The organism is Mesorhizobium sp. M0598, from assembly GCF_040320865.1.
Classification (GTDB): Bacteria; Pseudomonadota; Alphaproteobacteria; order Rhizobiales; family Rhizobiaceae; genus Mesorhizobium.
Genome location: NZ_JAMYQL010000047.1, coordinates 1 through 14368, shown reverse-complemented (window position 1 = coordinate 14368; position 14368 = coordinate 1). Strand labels below are relative to the sequence as shown.

At 62.2% G+C, this 14368-nt stretch carries 15 protein-coding genes; 8 read left to right on the top strand and 7 right to left on the bottom strand.

Features of this window, described 5'->3' with window-relative positions:
• Window positions 1-37: 37 nt before the first annotated feature.
• The 6 genes from fabF to fabD all read right to left on the bottom strand — a co-directional run bounded on the left by fabF (window position 38) and on the right by fabD (window position 4052).
• A complete protein-coding gene (fabF, locus tag NKI59_RS31815) occupies window positions 38-1300 on the bottom strand; it encodes a beta-ketoacyl-ACP synthase II (RefSeq protein ID WP_352454402.1) in 1263 nt (420 codons plus the stop codon).
• 34 nt (window positions 1301-1334) lie between these two features.
• Window positions 1335-1571, bottom strand: a complete 237-nt coding sequence (locus tag NKI59_RS31810) for an acyl carrier protein (RefSeq protein WP_006203723.1) — start codon at window positions 1569-1571, stop codon at window positions 1335-1337.
• A 187-nt stretch (window positions 1572-1758) separates the two neighbouring features.
• A complete protein-coding gene (gene fabG / locus NKI59_RS31805) occupies window positions 1759-2496 on the bottom strand; it encodes a 3-oxoacyl-[acyl-carrier-protein] reductase (protein WP_352708517.1) in 738 nt (245 codons plus the stop codon).
• A gap of 54 nt (window positions 2497-2550) precedes the next feature.
• Window positions 2551-2817, bottom strand: a complete 267-nt coding sequence (locus tag NKI59_RS31800; protein WP_352467165.1) for a type II toxin-antitoxin system RelE family toxin — start codon at window positions 2815-2817, stop codon at window positions 2551-2553.
• Window positions 2801-3022: a type II toxin-antitoxin system RelB family antitoxin gene (gene relB / locus NKI59_RS31795; protein ID WP_352467166.1), complete on the bottom strand. Its 222-nt coding sequence runs from the start codon at window positions 3020-3022 to the stop codon at window positions 2801-2803. Before relB ends, NKI59_RS31800 begins: the two co-directional genes overlap by 17 nt.
• 52 nt (window positions 3023-3074) lie before the next feature.
• Window positions 3075-4052 carry an ACP S-malonyltransferase gene (gene fabD, locus NKI59_RS31790; RefSeq protein WP_352708516.1) on the bottom strand — a complete coding sequence of 326 codons (978 nt, stop codon included), beginning with the start codon at window positions 4050-4052 and terminating at the stop codon, window positions 3075-3077.
• A gap of 247 nt (window positions 4053-4299) precedes the next feature.
• Between fabD and NKI59_RS31785 the strand changes: the two genes are divergently transcribed.
• A complete protein-coding gene (locus tag NKI59_RS31785; protein ID WP_023677707.1) occupies window positions 4300-6225 on the top strand; it encodes an LTA synthase family protein in 1926 nt (641 codons plus the stop codon).
• Between the two features lie 31 nt (window positions 6226-6256).
• On the opposite strand, the gene NKI59_RS31780 is transcribed toward NKI59_RS31785, so the two are convergent.
• Window positions 6257-7801 carry a pilus assembly protein TadG-related protein gene (locus NKI59_RS31780; RefSeq protein WP_352708515.1) on the bottom strand — a complete coding sequence of 515 codons (1545 nt, stop codon included), beginning with the start codon at window positions 7799-7801 and terminating at the stop codon, window positions 6257-6259.
• Window positions 7802-8256: 455 nt separating this feature from the next.
• Here NKI59_RS31780 and rpsF point away from each other — a divergent pair, with 455 nt between their 5' ends.
• The 7 genes from rpsF (at window position 8257) to NKI59_RS31745 (ending at window position 14321) form a co-directional block, all read left to right on the top strand.
• Entirely contained in the window at window positions 8257-8757 is a 501-nt protein-coding gene (rpsF, locus tag NKI59_RS31775) for a 30S ribosomal protein S6 (protein ID WP_292663863.1), read from the top strand.
• A complete protein-coding gene (rpsR, locus tag NKI59_RS31770) occupies window positions 8757-9005 on the top strand; it encodes a 30S ribosomal protein S18 (protein WP_006203718.1) in 249 nt (82 codons plus the stop codon). Before rpsF ends, rpsR begins: the two co-directional genes overlap by 1 nt.
• A 213-nt stretch (window positions 9006-9218) precedes the next feature.
• Window positions 9219-9803: a 50S ribosomal protein L9 gene (gene rplI, locus NKI59_RS31765; protein ID WP_352621242.1), complete on the top strand. Its 585-nt coding sequence runs from the start codon at window positions 9219-9221 to the stop codon at window positions 9801-9803.
• A 153-nt stretch (window positions 9804-9956) separates the two neighbouring features.
• Window positions 9957-11246: a cyclopropane fatty acid synthase gene (locus NKI59_RS31760; protein WP_352708514.1), complete on the top strand. Its 1290-nt coding sequence runs from the start codon at window positions 9957-9959 to the stop codon at window positions 11244-11246.
• An 82-nt stretch (window positions 11247-11328) separates the two neighbouring features.
• Window positions 11329-11652, top strand: a complete 324-nt coding sequence (locus NKI59_RS31755; protein ID WP_352708513.1) for a YnfA family protein — start codon at window positions 11329-11331, stop codon at window positions 11650-11652.
• Between the two features lie 3 nt (window positions 11653-11655).
• Window positions 11656-12624 carry a small ribosomal subunit Rsm22 family protein gene (locus tag NKI59_RS31750; protein WP_352708512.1) on the top strand — a complete coding sequence of 323 codons (969 nt, stop codon included), beginning with the start codon at window positions 11656-11658 and terminating at the stop codon, window positions 12622-12624.
• Window positions 12625-12830: 206 nt separating this feature from the next.
• Entirely contained in the window at window positions 12831-14321 is a 1491-nt protein-coding gene (locus NKI59_RS31745) for a replicative DNA helicase (protein WP_023677714.1), read from the top strand.
• The last annotated feature ends 47 nt before the right edge of the window (window positions 14322-14368 follow it).

Below are 14368 nucleotides of genomic sequence, written 5' to 3'. Positions count from 1 at the left end.
TGGCGAAATTGACGGCAGACGGAAACCGGCAGAGCGGTCAGCCATTGTAGCGCTGGAAGACGAGCGAGGCGTTGGTGCCACCGAAGCCGAAGGAGTTGGACAGCGCCACGTCGATCTGGCGGGCCCGCGGCTTGTGCGGCACCAGGTCGATCGCCGTTTCGCGCTCCGGATTGTCAAGATTGATGGTCGGCGGCGCGATGTTGTCGCGAATGGCGAGGATCGAAAAGATCGCCTCGGCAGCGCCAGCCGCGCCCAGCAGGTGGCCAATCGACGATTTGGTCGACGACATTGATATCTTCGAGGCGGCGTTGCCGACCAGCCGCTCGACGGCGCCGAGTTCGATCGTATCGGCCATGGTCGAGGTGCCGTGCGCGTTGATGTAGTCGACATCGGCCGGCGTCAGCTTCGCCCGGTTCAGCGCCGCGGTCATGCAACGGAAAGCGCCGTCGCCGTCTTCGGCAGGCGCGGTGATGTGATAGGCGTCACCGGTCAGACCGTAGCCGGTGACCTCGGCATAGATCTTGGCGCCGCGGGCCTTGGCGTGTTCGAGCTCCTCGAGCACGACAACGCCGGCGCCCTCGCCCATGACGAAGCCGTCGCGATCGCGATCATAGGGGCGTGAGGCCGTTTGTGGCGCGTCGTTGCGCTCGGTGGAGAGAGCGCGGCAAGCGGCGAACCCGGCGACCGACAGTCTCGTCACCGGCGCTTCGGCGCCGCCTGCGACCATAACGTCGGCATCGCCCCAGATGATCAGCCGGGCGGCATCGCCGATGGCGTGCGCACCGGTCGAGCAAGCGGTGACGACGGCATGGTTGGGGCCTTTCAGCCCATGCCGGATCGAGACCTGACCGGAGACGAGGTTGATGATCTGGCCAGGGATGAAGAATGGGCTGATGCGGCGCGGACCGCGTTCCTTGAGGATCATCGCATTCTCGGCGATGCCTTCGATGCCGCCGATGCCCGACCCGATCAGCACGCCGGTGGCGCACTGTTCCTCATGCGTCTTCGGCTGCCAGCCGGAATCCTTGAGTGCCTCGTCGGCGGCCGCGATCCCGTACAGGATGAAGTCGCCGATCTTGCGCAGTTCCTTCGGCTCGAGAACGGCTTCAGGATTGAAAGTGGCATTGGAGCCGTCACCGCGCGGAATGACGTGGGCGACCTTGCAGGCAAGGTCTTCCACCTCGAATTCGGTGATGCGCTTGGCTGCGCTGCGGCCGGTCAGAAGCTCCTTCCAGCTGTGCTCGAAGCCCATGCCGAACGGCGAAAGCAGCCCAAGGCCCGTGACGACGACACGCCTCATCGCAGGTCCTCCCCGGTGATGACTGCAAATAGCGTCAGGCGGAGGCCTTGTCGATGTATTTCACCGCATCGCCAACAGTCAGGATGGTCTCGGCGGCGTCGTCCGGGATTTCGACACCGAATTCTTCTTCGAACGCCATGACAAGTTCGACCGTGTCGAGGCTGTCCGCGCCCAGATCATCGATGAAGCTCGCCTGCTCCGTCACCTTGTCGGCATCGACGCCAAGGTGCTCGATGACGATCTTCTTGACGCGCTCTGCGGTGTCACTCATTTGGGCATCCTCGTCTTTTGGTTGTCTGTCTTCGTTAGCGGGCAGAATGCCGCTAATCAAGCTGAAAGATGGTCCTGCCGGAAACGCAACGGAACAGGACCGGTTTTTGCCCGAACCGCCGGGTTGCGGGCGGCATTACACGAAAAACCCCGTGCATCCAAGACGGAATGAAGCGTTTTCCCAAGTGTTAGATCATAGCCATGCCGCCATTGACATGAATGGTCTGGCCGGTGATGTAGGCTGCCTCGTTGGAAGCTAGGTAGGCGACGGCAGAGGCGACTTCGGCGCCCGTGCCCATGCGCCGGGTCGGGATCGCCGCCATGATCGCCTCTTTCTGCTTGTCGTTGAGCTTGGCGGTCATCGCCGATTCGATGAAGCCCGGGGCGACGCAGTTGACGGTGATATTGCGGGTGGCGATCTCCTGCGCCAGCGATTTGGAAAAGCCGATCATACCGGCTTTGGAGGCGCAGTAGTTGGTCTGGCCGGGATTGCCGGTGACGCCAACCACTGAAGTGATGTTGATGATGCGGCCATGGCGGCGCCGCATCATCGGATGGGTAAGCTCGCGGGTCAGCCGGAACACGGCGGTCAGGTTGACCTCGAGCACGCTATCCCAGTCGGCGTCAGCCATGCGTACGAACAACCCGTCCTTGGTGATGCCGGCATTGTTGACGAGGATATCGACGCCTTCGAGGTCGGCCTCCGCCTTCTGGCCGAGCGCCTTGACATCGTCGCGGTTGGAAAGATTGGCCGGGAAAAGCTTGACCCGGTCGCCCAGTTCGGCGGCCAGCGCCTCCAGTTTCTCGATACGTGTGCCATGCAGGCCGACGATGGCGCCCTGGCCGTGCAGCACGCGGGCGATCGCCTCGCCGATACCTCCCGATGCGCCGGTGACGAGCGCCTTGCGGCCGGTCAATTCGAACATGTTTTATCCTCTTCCCAAATCGTACTGGCCAATCATACGGGCCGGTGAGTTCGGCTATCTGTAAACGTCGCCGCGGTGGCCTATGGTTACCACCAGAATGACGAGCCGGTTATCCTGCACATCGCAAATGATGCGATAATCCCCGACGCGATATCTCCAAAAGGTTGCGAGCGGGCCCTTCAGAGGTTTGCCGAGTTCACGCGGGTTGTCGAGAACGGCAATGCGGTTTTCAATAAAATCACGGATACGGTGACGTGTCTGCGGATCCAGTTTTTCGACAAATTTTCGCGCCGAGCGGGCGTATTCAAGCGTCCAGGCCACGCCAGAAGTCCTCGGCTCTCATGACGTCTTCTTCACCACGCCTGATCCGCTCAACGACTTCGGCAGCCAAGTAGTAATCCTCCAAATCCTCCAGGCCACGTTCAATGAGCTCGCGCAGATAGTAGGCCTTGCTGCGACCAGTCTTGGCCGCGAGAAAATCCAGGCGCTGCTCGACTTCAGGAGAAAGGCGGATCGACGTGGGCATGCCGCACCTTGTTGCGATACATGTATTCATGTAGCGGCAAGCACAGATGAATTCAAGCTACGTGGTCACCCAAGGCGGCAAGTGCCGTCTCGACCTCCGCCGCCAATCCGATGCTGCTGGTGGCAATATCGCGGTTGATGCGGCGGGCCAGCCCCGACAGCACCTTGCCGGCGCCCACTTCGTAAAGCCTCGCAACGCCGTTGCTGCCGAACCACTCCACCGTTTCGCGCCAGCGCACGCGCCCGATCACCTGTTCGACGAGTCGGCGGGCGATCTCGTCGGGATCGCTCGTCGGGGTCACCGTAACATTGGAGACCAGCGGCACGACCGGCGCACTCTTCGTCACGGCGGCCAGCGCCTCCCGCATGATCTCGGCCGCAGGCTTCATCAATGCCGAATGGAAGGGCGCCGAGACCTGCAGCATCAGCGCCCGCTTGGCGCCCTTCTGCGTGCATAGCCTCGCCGCCAGTTCGACCGCTGGCCTGGCGCCGGAGATCACCAGCTGGCCGCCGCCATTGTCATTGGCGATCTGGCAAACCAAGGCTTGTGCGGGATCTTTGGCGGCGCCCTGGGCGGCCTCTGCGCAAGCGGCTTCGACGTCGGCCTGTTCCAGCCCGATGATCGCCGCCATGGCGCCCTCGCCGGCCGGCACAGCCGCCTGCATGGCATTGCCGCGGATGCGCAACAGCCGGGCGGCGTCGGCGACCGAAACGAAACCTGCGGCCGCAAGTGCCGAATATTCGCCGAGCGAGTGGCCGGCGACATAGGTGACCTTGCCGTTCAGGGAGAAGCCGCGCGCCTCCAGCGCCCGGATTGCGGCAAGCGACACCGCCATCAGCGCCGGCTGGGCGTTGGCGGTCAGCGTCAGCGTCTCTTCCGGGCCTTCCCAGATCAGCTTCGATAGGTTTTCGCCGAGCGCGTCGTCAACTTCCTCGAAGATCCGCCGCGATTCCACAAAGGTATCGGCGAGGTCCTTGCCCATGCCGACAGCCTGGCTGCCCTGCCCCGGAAAGGTGAATGCGATGGCCATCGGCGGCTCCCAGCTGCTGGTTCTCGTTGCCTGTGAGGCAAGGCGTGCGGCCGAGTCAAGTCCAACATTGATCGCGTAATATCGGCCGAGTGCCTGTTTCGGCAGGCTTTTTGGCGATCACTCATGATGAAAACCGCTCACGATTTGTTTGCTGGCTCTTCTTATTTCCGCCGCAGGCGCTAAGCTTTGCGTGACAGTTCGATGACAATCGAGTGACGCTTTTGTTGCGGGCCGGGGAACTATTGAAGTGGCAAAGACCAAGCAGAGCGCAGCCGAGGCGGCGCCCCAGTTTCTTGAAGGCGATCCGTCGACCGGCTATCTGCCGGCGCGCAAATGGCCTGTCATCCGCTATGGCCTTATCAGCTTGCTGGCTGCGGCCATCCTTGTGTTTGCCATCGAACTGATCGTGCGCGGCAACTTTGCCGGCACCATTGATTTCTTTCTGCAGCCTTTCAAACCCGGCTGGACCACGATCATCATTTTTGCGCTGATCCTCATCGGCCTTGACGCCGTGCTCGGCCGCAGTCATCAGAGCCTGATGATCGTCGCGCCGCTGACATTGTCGCTGGCGTTCGTCGGCCACCAGAAGTCGCTGTATCTCGGCGATCCGCTCTATCCGACCGATTTCCTCTATTCCCGGCAGATCGTGGCACTGATGCCGCTTCTGGTACGCGATCGCCCGGGAACCGCCATTGCCCTGGCGATCGGCATCGTCGGCGGGCTGTCGCTGCTCGTCTATGGCTGGCGGCTATGGCGCCGCCGCGTTCCGGCACTCAGCCACAAGGGCCGCCTTGCCCGGCTGACGCTGACGGTGCCGCTGATCGCCTTCTTCGTCTCCATCATGGACTATGCCACTTTCTCGTGGACACGCGACCGGCTGCAGATCATCCCGATCATGTGGGACCAGAAGGAAAACTATGCCTCGAACGGTTTTGCGCTCGCCTTCGCGCTGAACGTCCCGATGGCGCATGTCTCGGCGCCGCCCGGCTATTCCGGCAAGGCGATCGAAGCGATCGGCAAACCGCAGGTGACGGCTTCGGTACCCGCCGAGAAGCCCGACATCATCGTCGTCATGAGCGAATCCTTCTGGGATCCGACCAAGCTACCCGGCGTCACCATCACGCCCGACCCTATCCCCAATGTGCGGGCACTGCGCACGGGTTACATGTTCTCGCCCGAGTTCGGCGGCATGACGGCCAACATCGAGTTCGAGGCCCTGACCGGCTTTTCCAACGCCTTCCTGCCGGCGGGCAGCATTCCCTACCAGCAATATGTGCGGACACCGACTCCCTCGCTGGCGACCTTCCTGAAAAGTCAAGGCTACCGGGCGCGCGCTATCCATCCCGGCACTAACTGGTTCTGGAACCGGGGGGCCGTCTATGCCGATTTCGGCTTCAACGACTTCAAGTCCGAGGAGACGTTGCCGCCCATGCAGAAGCGCGGACCGCTCGCGTCGGACGCTGCGATGACCGACGAGATCATCCACGAAGCCGATACCAGCGCCGAGCCGGTCTTCTTTTTCGCCGTCAGCTTGCAGAACCACGGGCCGTATGAGCCGTATCGCTATAACAATCCGACCCACAAGGTGCAGGCGCCGATCAGCCAATGGGCGCGTGAATCGCTGTTGAGCTATGCCGAAGGCTCTTCCGACGCGGACCGCGGCCTCGAGCGGCTGATCGAATGGGCGAAGAAACGCGAGCGGCCGACCGTCATCGCGTTCTTCGGCGACCATCTGCCGCCGCTTGGGCCGGTCTACGTCGAGACCGGCTTCCTGAAGGACAATGTTGCGCCGCGCAAGGAGGCGGCCGACCAGATGCTGCTGCACCACCAGACGCCGCTGATCGTCTGGTCGAATCGCAGCGGCCCGGCCGAGGATCTGGGCGCCGTCAGCCCGTCCTTCCTGCCCTACCATATCCTGAAGACAGCCGGCATCAGCCATCCCTATTACACCGGCTTCCTCGGACAGTTGCGAGAGCGCTACCGCGTTATCGACCGCAATTTGCTTTTGGCACCGGGGGGCGACGCCACCCCCGATTGGTCGCGTCAGAAAGAGATCGATCCGGCAATCCGCGACTTCCGTCTGCTGCAATACGACATGATGTTCGGCAAGCGCCATGCGGCGCCCGATTTCTTCCCCGAAACCACAGGCAAAGTGGCTGCACACACGAGTTGAGCAGCGGCGGCGGGAGAGCGGCCGACGTCGTTCAGTTCGTCAAGTGCAGCTGCGAAATCGAGCTTCCGATTTTCAGGAAGACGCTTTCGAGCTGACTGACGTCGTTGGTCGGGTAATAATCCGACGGCGACGATGCGCAGGCCTCGTAAAGCTTGCGGTTGGCTGCGGTGTCGGCCTGCAGCAGCACTGTGAATATCTGCACGTCCTGCTGCTTCAATGTGTTGCATACATTGGTTGTCCAATCGTCGACATTGCGCGCAGCCGCGGTCTGGTCGCTGGATCCAAACCGACCCGAGGCCAGGAATCCGTAGGAGCCATAGTCCGACTTCTGTGGCGTATCCTTCGCGCCATAGACAACATTCTCGCCGTCGGTGAGCAGCAGCACCGTTTTGGTCGTGCCTGACGCCCTGAACGGCGCGCCGTCGCTGTAAGGCGGTTCCGGCGAGAGCACCCGCATCCCCCATGACAAGCCTTCCGAAACATTGGTCCCCGAGCCGTTCCATTCGATCATCTCACCGACGGCCTTCCGCAATTTGTCGAAATCATCGGTCAGCGGCACTATCGGCGTCGGACAGGCCCGGTTTGGGCCGATAGTCAGTGGGCCTCTCTTGTCGTTGATCAGCTTCATCGTCGAAACACTGTACTTCGCCATGTCGCTGGTGAGGCCGGGAAGCACGGTAACAACGGTATCGTCGAGATAGGAATTGTTGTAGCCGGTCGCTGAATTGCCGTAGGAGCTGGTTGGATTTTTAGCGTTACCTGGATCGTCCGGCGCGAAATAGGGTACGAACAGGGTGTCCGGTTTGTTTTGGTCGGGCGAAATGTCGGAAACATTGTTGGTTCCGGGCCGCGCTTCGACGCAGCCTCTCCATTCGACGCCCAATTGCTTGAACAGGTCCATATGGTTGACGCGCTTGCCGCCGACCAAGGGGAAATTGGCGCCATTGTTCGGTGATTTGCCGGCCATGTCGATCCAGGCCGGATCGTAGTCCTCGCCCTTGACGTTGACTGCGGTGACGAACGGCACCACCGCGACACGTACGCTGCGCGTCGGCGACTTCGCCGCTTCGAGCATATCGATCAGGGCCGTCGCCGCCGTCCGCAATGCGCCGATGCGATCGTTGCTGGCCATCGACCCGGTATTGTCGAGCACCAGCACGACTTCGAGCTGATTGGTCGATTCGACGGCGCCGGCATCGACGGTGATGCGCTTGTCGTTGCCGAACAGGAAGGCGAAGTTCAAATTGACGTCCGCCATGGCGACAGCCTTTGTCTGGATGTAATTGAGGCCCCTTTCCACGGTAAGCGTCGCTTCGGCGTTCCTCAACTCGCTGTGGCCGGCGACATTGGTCTGGAAGTAGCGGTCGAAGACGTCCTTGCGCGAAGCCTCGATGTCGCCGAGATGCGAAGATGCAAGGTTCGCGACATCGAGCGCGTTCTGCAAGCTGACCTTGGCCCTCATCAAGGTGGACACGTCCACAGCAAAGGCGACGGCGGTCAGAACCGCAGGCAGCCCGAACGCCAGCATCAGGGCAAAGTTGCCGCTCTTCGAACGGCAGAATTTGTCGAAAAGCATTTTTGTCCCCAAAACCGCCTTGCTGCCGACCTCGCGCAGACTGTTTGCTTTTGCATCGGCATGATGAACGACGGGTTGCCGCCACGCCCGCCGGTGCTGGAACTTCGCATGGTGGTTAAGGTCCGGTTTCAGGAAATCCGTAAGCCTTGCCATCGAGGCCCGTGGCGCTCTGGGACGGTAGGGCCGTTTGCCCAGTCGTTTGGCCTTGCTTTGCGGTCAAATTCCTGTATAGACGCCCGCAATCTGCCGGTCCTTGCTGGGGGCTGAACGGAGGGCCGGAGGTTTTTCGAAACCTTCGTGTGAAGCCAGAAGCGCTTCCGCCTCCCGTGTCTCCGCTCTCGACCGTCTCGTCATGCTCCTTTCTTCCCCGCCTTCGCAAGGATTGCGGGTCAGAGAAGTTGCAGAGGCTTTTGCCGCCGGGAACCGGGAGAGAAACGAAGAAAGGCACGAACACTATGGCTCTATACGAACATGTGTTTCTTGCCCGGCAGGACCTCTCGCAGCAGCAGGTCGATGCGCTTGTCGAACAGTACAAGGGCGTCATCACCGCGAATGGCGGGTCCGTCGGCCGGGTCGAGAACTGGGGACTGAAGTCCCTCACCTACCGGGTCAACAAGAACCGGAAGGCATACTATACACTCATGGACATCACCTGCCCGCCGGCCGCGCTCAATGAGATGGAGCGCCAGATGGGCCTGTCCGAGGACGTGCTGCGTTTCCTGACCATCAAGGTCGATGCGCATGAGGAAGGTCCGTCGGCAATGATGCAGAAGCGCGAAGAGCGCTCGGAACGCGGCGGCTTCGGCGACCGCGACCGTGGCGATCGTGGCCCGCGCTCATTCGGCGACCGCGATCGCGGTGACCGTGGTGATCGTCCGCCGCGCAGCTTCGGCGATGGCGGTGCCGATCGTGGCCCGCGCCGTCCGCGCGAAGGCTTTGAAGGAGCCGCAGAATAATGGTCGACATCAACCAGATCCCAACCCGGCGCCCCTTCCACCGTCGCCGCAAGACTTGCCCGTTCTCCGGCGCCAACGCGCCGAAGATCGACTACAAGGACGTGCGGCTTCTGCAGCGCTACATCTCCGAGCGCGGCAAGATCGTGCCATCGCGCATCACCGCCGTCAGCCAGAAGAAGCAGCGCGAACTCGCCAAGGCGATCAAGCGCGCCCGCTTCCTCGGCCTGCTGCCCTACGTGGTCCGCTGATTACTTCAGGCGGGCGGTTCGCCGCCCGCTTTTCCCACGGCGACGGGCGCCGCAGGGTTTGCCATCAAATCCCGGGTTGGATTTCGACAAGAGATCCTAACTGCCGCGACAGGCAGGACAGCGACATAGGCGACGACGCCCCAGCTTCCTGACCTGTCCCAGACAATTCGGCGCCGATCCTGAGGATAGGTGCCCAACCGAAGGAACAAAACCATGGAAGTCATTCTTCTCGAACGCGTTTCCCGCCTCGGCCAGATGGGCGACACCGTCAAGGTCAAGGACGGGTTCGCCCGCAATTTCCTGCTGCCGCAGGGCAAGGCGCTGCGCGCCAACGAAGGTAACAAGAAGAAGTTCGAGGGACAGCGGGCCCAGCTCGAAGCCCGCAACCTGGAGCGCAAGTCCGAAGCCGCGCAGATTGCAGAAAAGCTCGACGGCAAGAGCTTCATCGCCGTGCGCTCGGCCGGCGAAACCGGTCAGCTTTATGGTTCGGTCTCGACGCGCGACATCGCCGAGCTGGTGACGGCGGAAGGTTTTTCGGTCAACCGCAACCAGATCCTGCTCAACCAGCCAATCAAGACCATCGGCGTCACCAATGTGGCGATCGCGCTGCACCCGGAAGTCGAGGTTACCATCACGCTCAACATTGCCCGCACGGCCGACGAAGCCGAGCGCCAGGCCAAGGGCGAAACACTGACCACCGCCGAAGCCATCTACGGCGAAGACATCAACGATAATGCGCGGCCGGAAAACTTCTTCGATCCGAATGCGGAGTTCGAAGGCGGCGAAGACAACGGCTGATCGTCATTCGTCGGCATTCGCCGGCTAATCGCTATTCTGGACCAATGCCCGGGCCTCGTACCCGGGCATTTTTATGCCAAATGGAACTTTTCGAACCCCTATATCTTGATGCAGAATAGGACAGCATGTCTGGCCGAGAGGGGACAATTGGTCATGAATATTCTGCTGAAACGCGTTCTCGACCGCCTGGTCCGCATAGGCAATCTCAAGGTGACAGGGCCGCAAGGCTCGATGGTGACTTTCGGTGACGGCAGCGGCGAGCCGGTGCACATGCACATCAAGACAAGGCATGCCGAGCGCGCAATAACCTTCGATCCGATGCTGGCGGTGCCGGAAGCCTACATGGACGGTGAACTCGACATTCTCGAGGGCGGCGTGCTGGGGGTGATGCGGATTGCCTTCCAGAACATGGGCAGCGGCGGTATCGATGCCACCTGGTCGAAGGCGATCGAAGGTCTGCGCCACGCCTTCCGGCGCCTGCAGCAGATCAACACGGCGTCGCGGGCGCGCCGCAACGTGCAGCGCCATTACGATCTGTCGGGCGACCTCTACCGCCTCTTCCTCGGTGAGGACATGCAATATTCCTGCGCCTATTTCGAGCAGCCGGACATGACGCTCGACGAGGCACAAGCGGCCAAGAAGCGCCATATCGCCGCCAAGCTCAGGCTGAAGGCCGGCCAGACGGTTCTTGATATCGGCTCCGGCTGGGGTGGGCTTGGGCTCTATCTAGCCAAGGCGTTCGACGTCGACGTGCAAGGCGTGACGCTGTCGACCGAGCAGCACGGCGTCGCCACCGACCGCGCCCATGCGCAAGGCCTGCAAAACCGGGTGCATTTCGACATCAAGGACTATCGCGAGCTTAATGAGCGTTTCGACCGCATCGTCTCGGTCGGCATGTTCGAGCATGTCGGCGTCAATCATTTCCGCACCTTCTTCGACAAGTCGGCGACGCTGCTGAAGCCGGACGGCGTCATGCTGCTGCACACGATCGGCCGCTCCGGCGTGCCGTGGGCAACCAGCGCCTTCATCCGCAAGTACATCTTCCCGGGCGGCTACATCCCGTCGCTCTCCGAAGTGATGCCGGCCATCGAGAAATCGGGGCTCGTCGTCACCGATATCGAGGTCCTGCGGCTGCATTATGCCGAGACGCTAAAGCATTGGGGCGAGCGCTTCGCCGCCAACCGCGACAAGGCCAAGGCGATTTATGACGAGCGCTTCTGCCGCATGTGGGAGTTCTATCTTGCCGCCTCGGAAGCCGCTTTCCGCTGGCAGGATCTGGTGATTTTCCAAATCCAGATTGCCAAGAAGAACGACACGCTGCCGATGACGCGCGACTACATGGCCAGTTGCGAGAAGGCGCTGGAGATGCGCGATCTTGGACGTCGTGAAAAGGCTTCTGCGGCCAAGCCCACTCGCCGCCGCAAGGTGGCGGATCCGGAGTAGACTGCCTGCGATTGCACCATTGCCGCTTGCCATTGCCGGCCGGCACGCTGAAAAAGGTCCCGTCAACGCGGGACCTTTTTTCATGACCTACCTCCTCTACGTCGCCGCCGCACTTGCCGAGATCGCCGGCTGCTTTTCGTTCTGGGCGTGGTGGCGGCTGGACAAGTCGCCGCTGTGGTTGGCGCCCGGTCTCGTCTCGCTGGTGCTATTTGCGTGGCTGCTGGCGCTGGTCGACGCCAGTGCGGCCGGTCGTGCCTATGCCGCCTATGGCGGCATCTACATTGCCGCCTCGCTGGCCTGGTTGTGGCTGGCGGAAGGCGTGCACCCCGACCGCTGGGATCTTGCCGGTGCCGCGATCTGCATCGTTGGCGCCTCGGTCATCGTGCTCGCACCTCGGGCGGCGTAAGCGATGGAACTGCCCGTCCCGCTTAGACAAGGCGTCGACCGCCTTCTCGAACAGGTGCCGTTGCCGATGCTTAAGCAAGCGGCAAAGACGCTGTCGGACCGCTACCGCGCAGAGTTGCGCGACGGTCGCCTGCACATGGCCGAAGACATGGCGGTGAAGGCCTATCTGGCAACGCGGCTGCCGGCGACCTATGCCGCCATCCGCGCCAGCCTCGATGCGGTCAGCGAGGCACGGCCGGATTTTTTCCCAAAAACCCTGCTCGATGTCGGCGCCGGCCCTGGTACGGTGCTTTGGGCCACAATCGATCTCTGGCCCGATCTCGAACAGGCGGTGCTGCTCGAGGCCGGTGCCGCGGTGCGACGCGTCGGCGAGGCGCTTGCCGCCGAGGCGGTCACTGCCAGGACCGCCTGGCGGACCGGCGATGTCACTATCGACCTAGCCGAGCTGGAGCCGGCCGAGCTGGTGACCTCAGCCTATGTGCTGGACGAGATCCCGCCGGCATCGCTGGCAAAACTCGTCGACCGGCTCTGGCAGCTGACCGCCGACACGCTGCTGGTCGTAGAGCCAGGCACGCCGGCCGGCTGGCAGCGCATCCTTGCCGTGCGCCGGCAGCTGATCGAGGCGGATGCGCATGTGCTCGCGCCATGTCCGCATGAGGCGCCTTGCCCGCTCGTCGCCCCCGACTGGTGCCATTTCGCCCGTCGCGTCGCCCGCTCGCGCCTGCACCGGCTGGCCAAGGATGCCGAGGTGCCGTGGGAGGACGAGAAATTCATCTTTGTCGCCGCATCCCGCCATCCGGCCGCTCCGTCCCGGGCGCGGGTGATCGCACCGCCGAAATCGGGCTCCGGCAAGGTCTTGCTGAAGCTTTGCCAACAGGATGGGAGTGCTGCCGAGCGACTGTTCACCAAGCGCGACGGCGAGACGTTCAAGGCCGCGCGGCGACTGGACTGGGGTGATGCCTTGCCGGAATGACCGGCAGCTATTTTCCTGTTTTGTTCTCGCCTGAGAACGGCTAGGCTCGCCATCTTGATTCGAGTCAATCGAGATTCTTTCCACCGAAAGATCCTGGCTGTGAATCGCGGGCATCAAAGTTGGTTGGTTGGGGACTGATGCAGATAAGTCATCACCGACTTGTCTCGTTCTGATATCGAGAGACGGGGATCAGGACCGGGGACATCATGGCAGAGGCAGCACGAAAATTCGGCGTGGCGGAAACACCGCTCTATCGCGAGGCGCCGAACAACATCGAGGCCGAGCAGGCGCTGCTCGGCGCCATACTGGTCAACAACGATGCCTTCTACCGCGTCTCCGACTTCCTGAAGCCCGGCCATTTCTACGAGCCGCTGCATAGAAAGATCTTCGAGGTCGCGGCCGAGCTGATCCGCATGGGCAAGATCGCGACGCCAATCACGCTGAAGACCTTCCTGCCGGCCGACGAGAAGGTCGGCGACATGACGGTGGCGCAATATGTCGTGCGGTTGGCGGTCGAGGCCGTCACCGTCGTCAACGCCACCGACTATGGCCGCGCCATCTACGATCTGGCGACGCGGCGCGCGCTAATCACTGTCGGCGAGGACATGGTCAACATCGCCTATGACGCGCCGGTCGACATGTCGCCCTCCGACCAGATCGAGGATGCCGAGCGGCGCCTGTTCGAATTGGCCGAGACCGGCCGCTACGATGGCGGCTTCGAGAGCTTCACTGATGCCGTCAAGACCGCCGTCGACATGGCCAATGCGGCTTATATGCGCGACGGGCATTTGTCGGGCGTTGCTACCGGCTTGCGCGATCTCGACCGCCGCATGGGCGGCCTGCAGTCGTCCGACCTGATCATCATTGCCGGCCGCCCCGGCATGGGCAAGACCTCGCTCGCCACCAATATCGCCTTCAACATCGCCGAGGCCTATGTCCCGGCGCAGCAGGCGGACGGCTCGTTCAAGGCGGCCAATGGCGGCGTCGTCGGCTTCTTTTCGCTCGAAATGTCATCCGAACAGCTGGCCACGCGCATTATTTCCGAACAGACGGAAATCCCATCGTCGAAAATCCGGCGCGGCGAGATCAGCGAGATGGATTTCGAAAAGCTGGTCGCCTGCTCGCAGACAATGCAGAAAATCCCGCTGTTCATCGACCAGACCGGCGGCATTTCCATCGCTCAGCTGTCGGCCCGCGCGCGTCGCCTGAAGCGCCAGCGCGGCCTCGATGTCATCGTTATCGACTATATCCAGCTGATGCAGGGATCGAGCGCGAAATCCTCGCAAAACCGCGTCCAGGAAATCACCGAGATCACCACCGGCCTCAAGGCACTAGCCAAGGAGCTGGCGGTGCCGATCATCGCGCTGTCGCAGCTGTCGCGCCAGGTCGAGAGCCGCGACGACAAGCGCCCGCAGCTTTCGGATCTGCGCGAATCGGGCTCCATCGAGCAGGACGCCGACGTGGTGCTGTTCGTCTACCGCGAGGAATATTATCTGAAGAACCGCGAGCCGAAGCCGGGCACCGACGAATACATCAAATGGGAACACGAGATGAACGAGATGCGCGGCAAGGCCGAGGTCATCGTCGCCAAACAGCGCCACGGCCCAACGGGATCGGTCAGCCTCGCCTTCCAGGGCGAGTTCACCCGCTTCTCGGACCTTGCGGAAGAGCATCATTTGCCGGATCGGTTCGAGTGACCTCTTGATACAGGTCTCATTCCTTCGCACCCCCCTCTGTCCTGCCG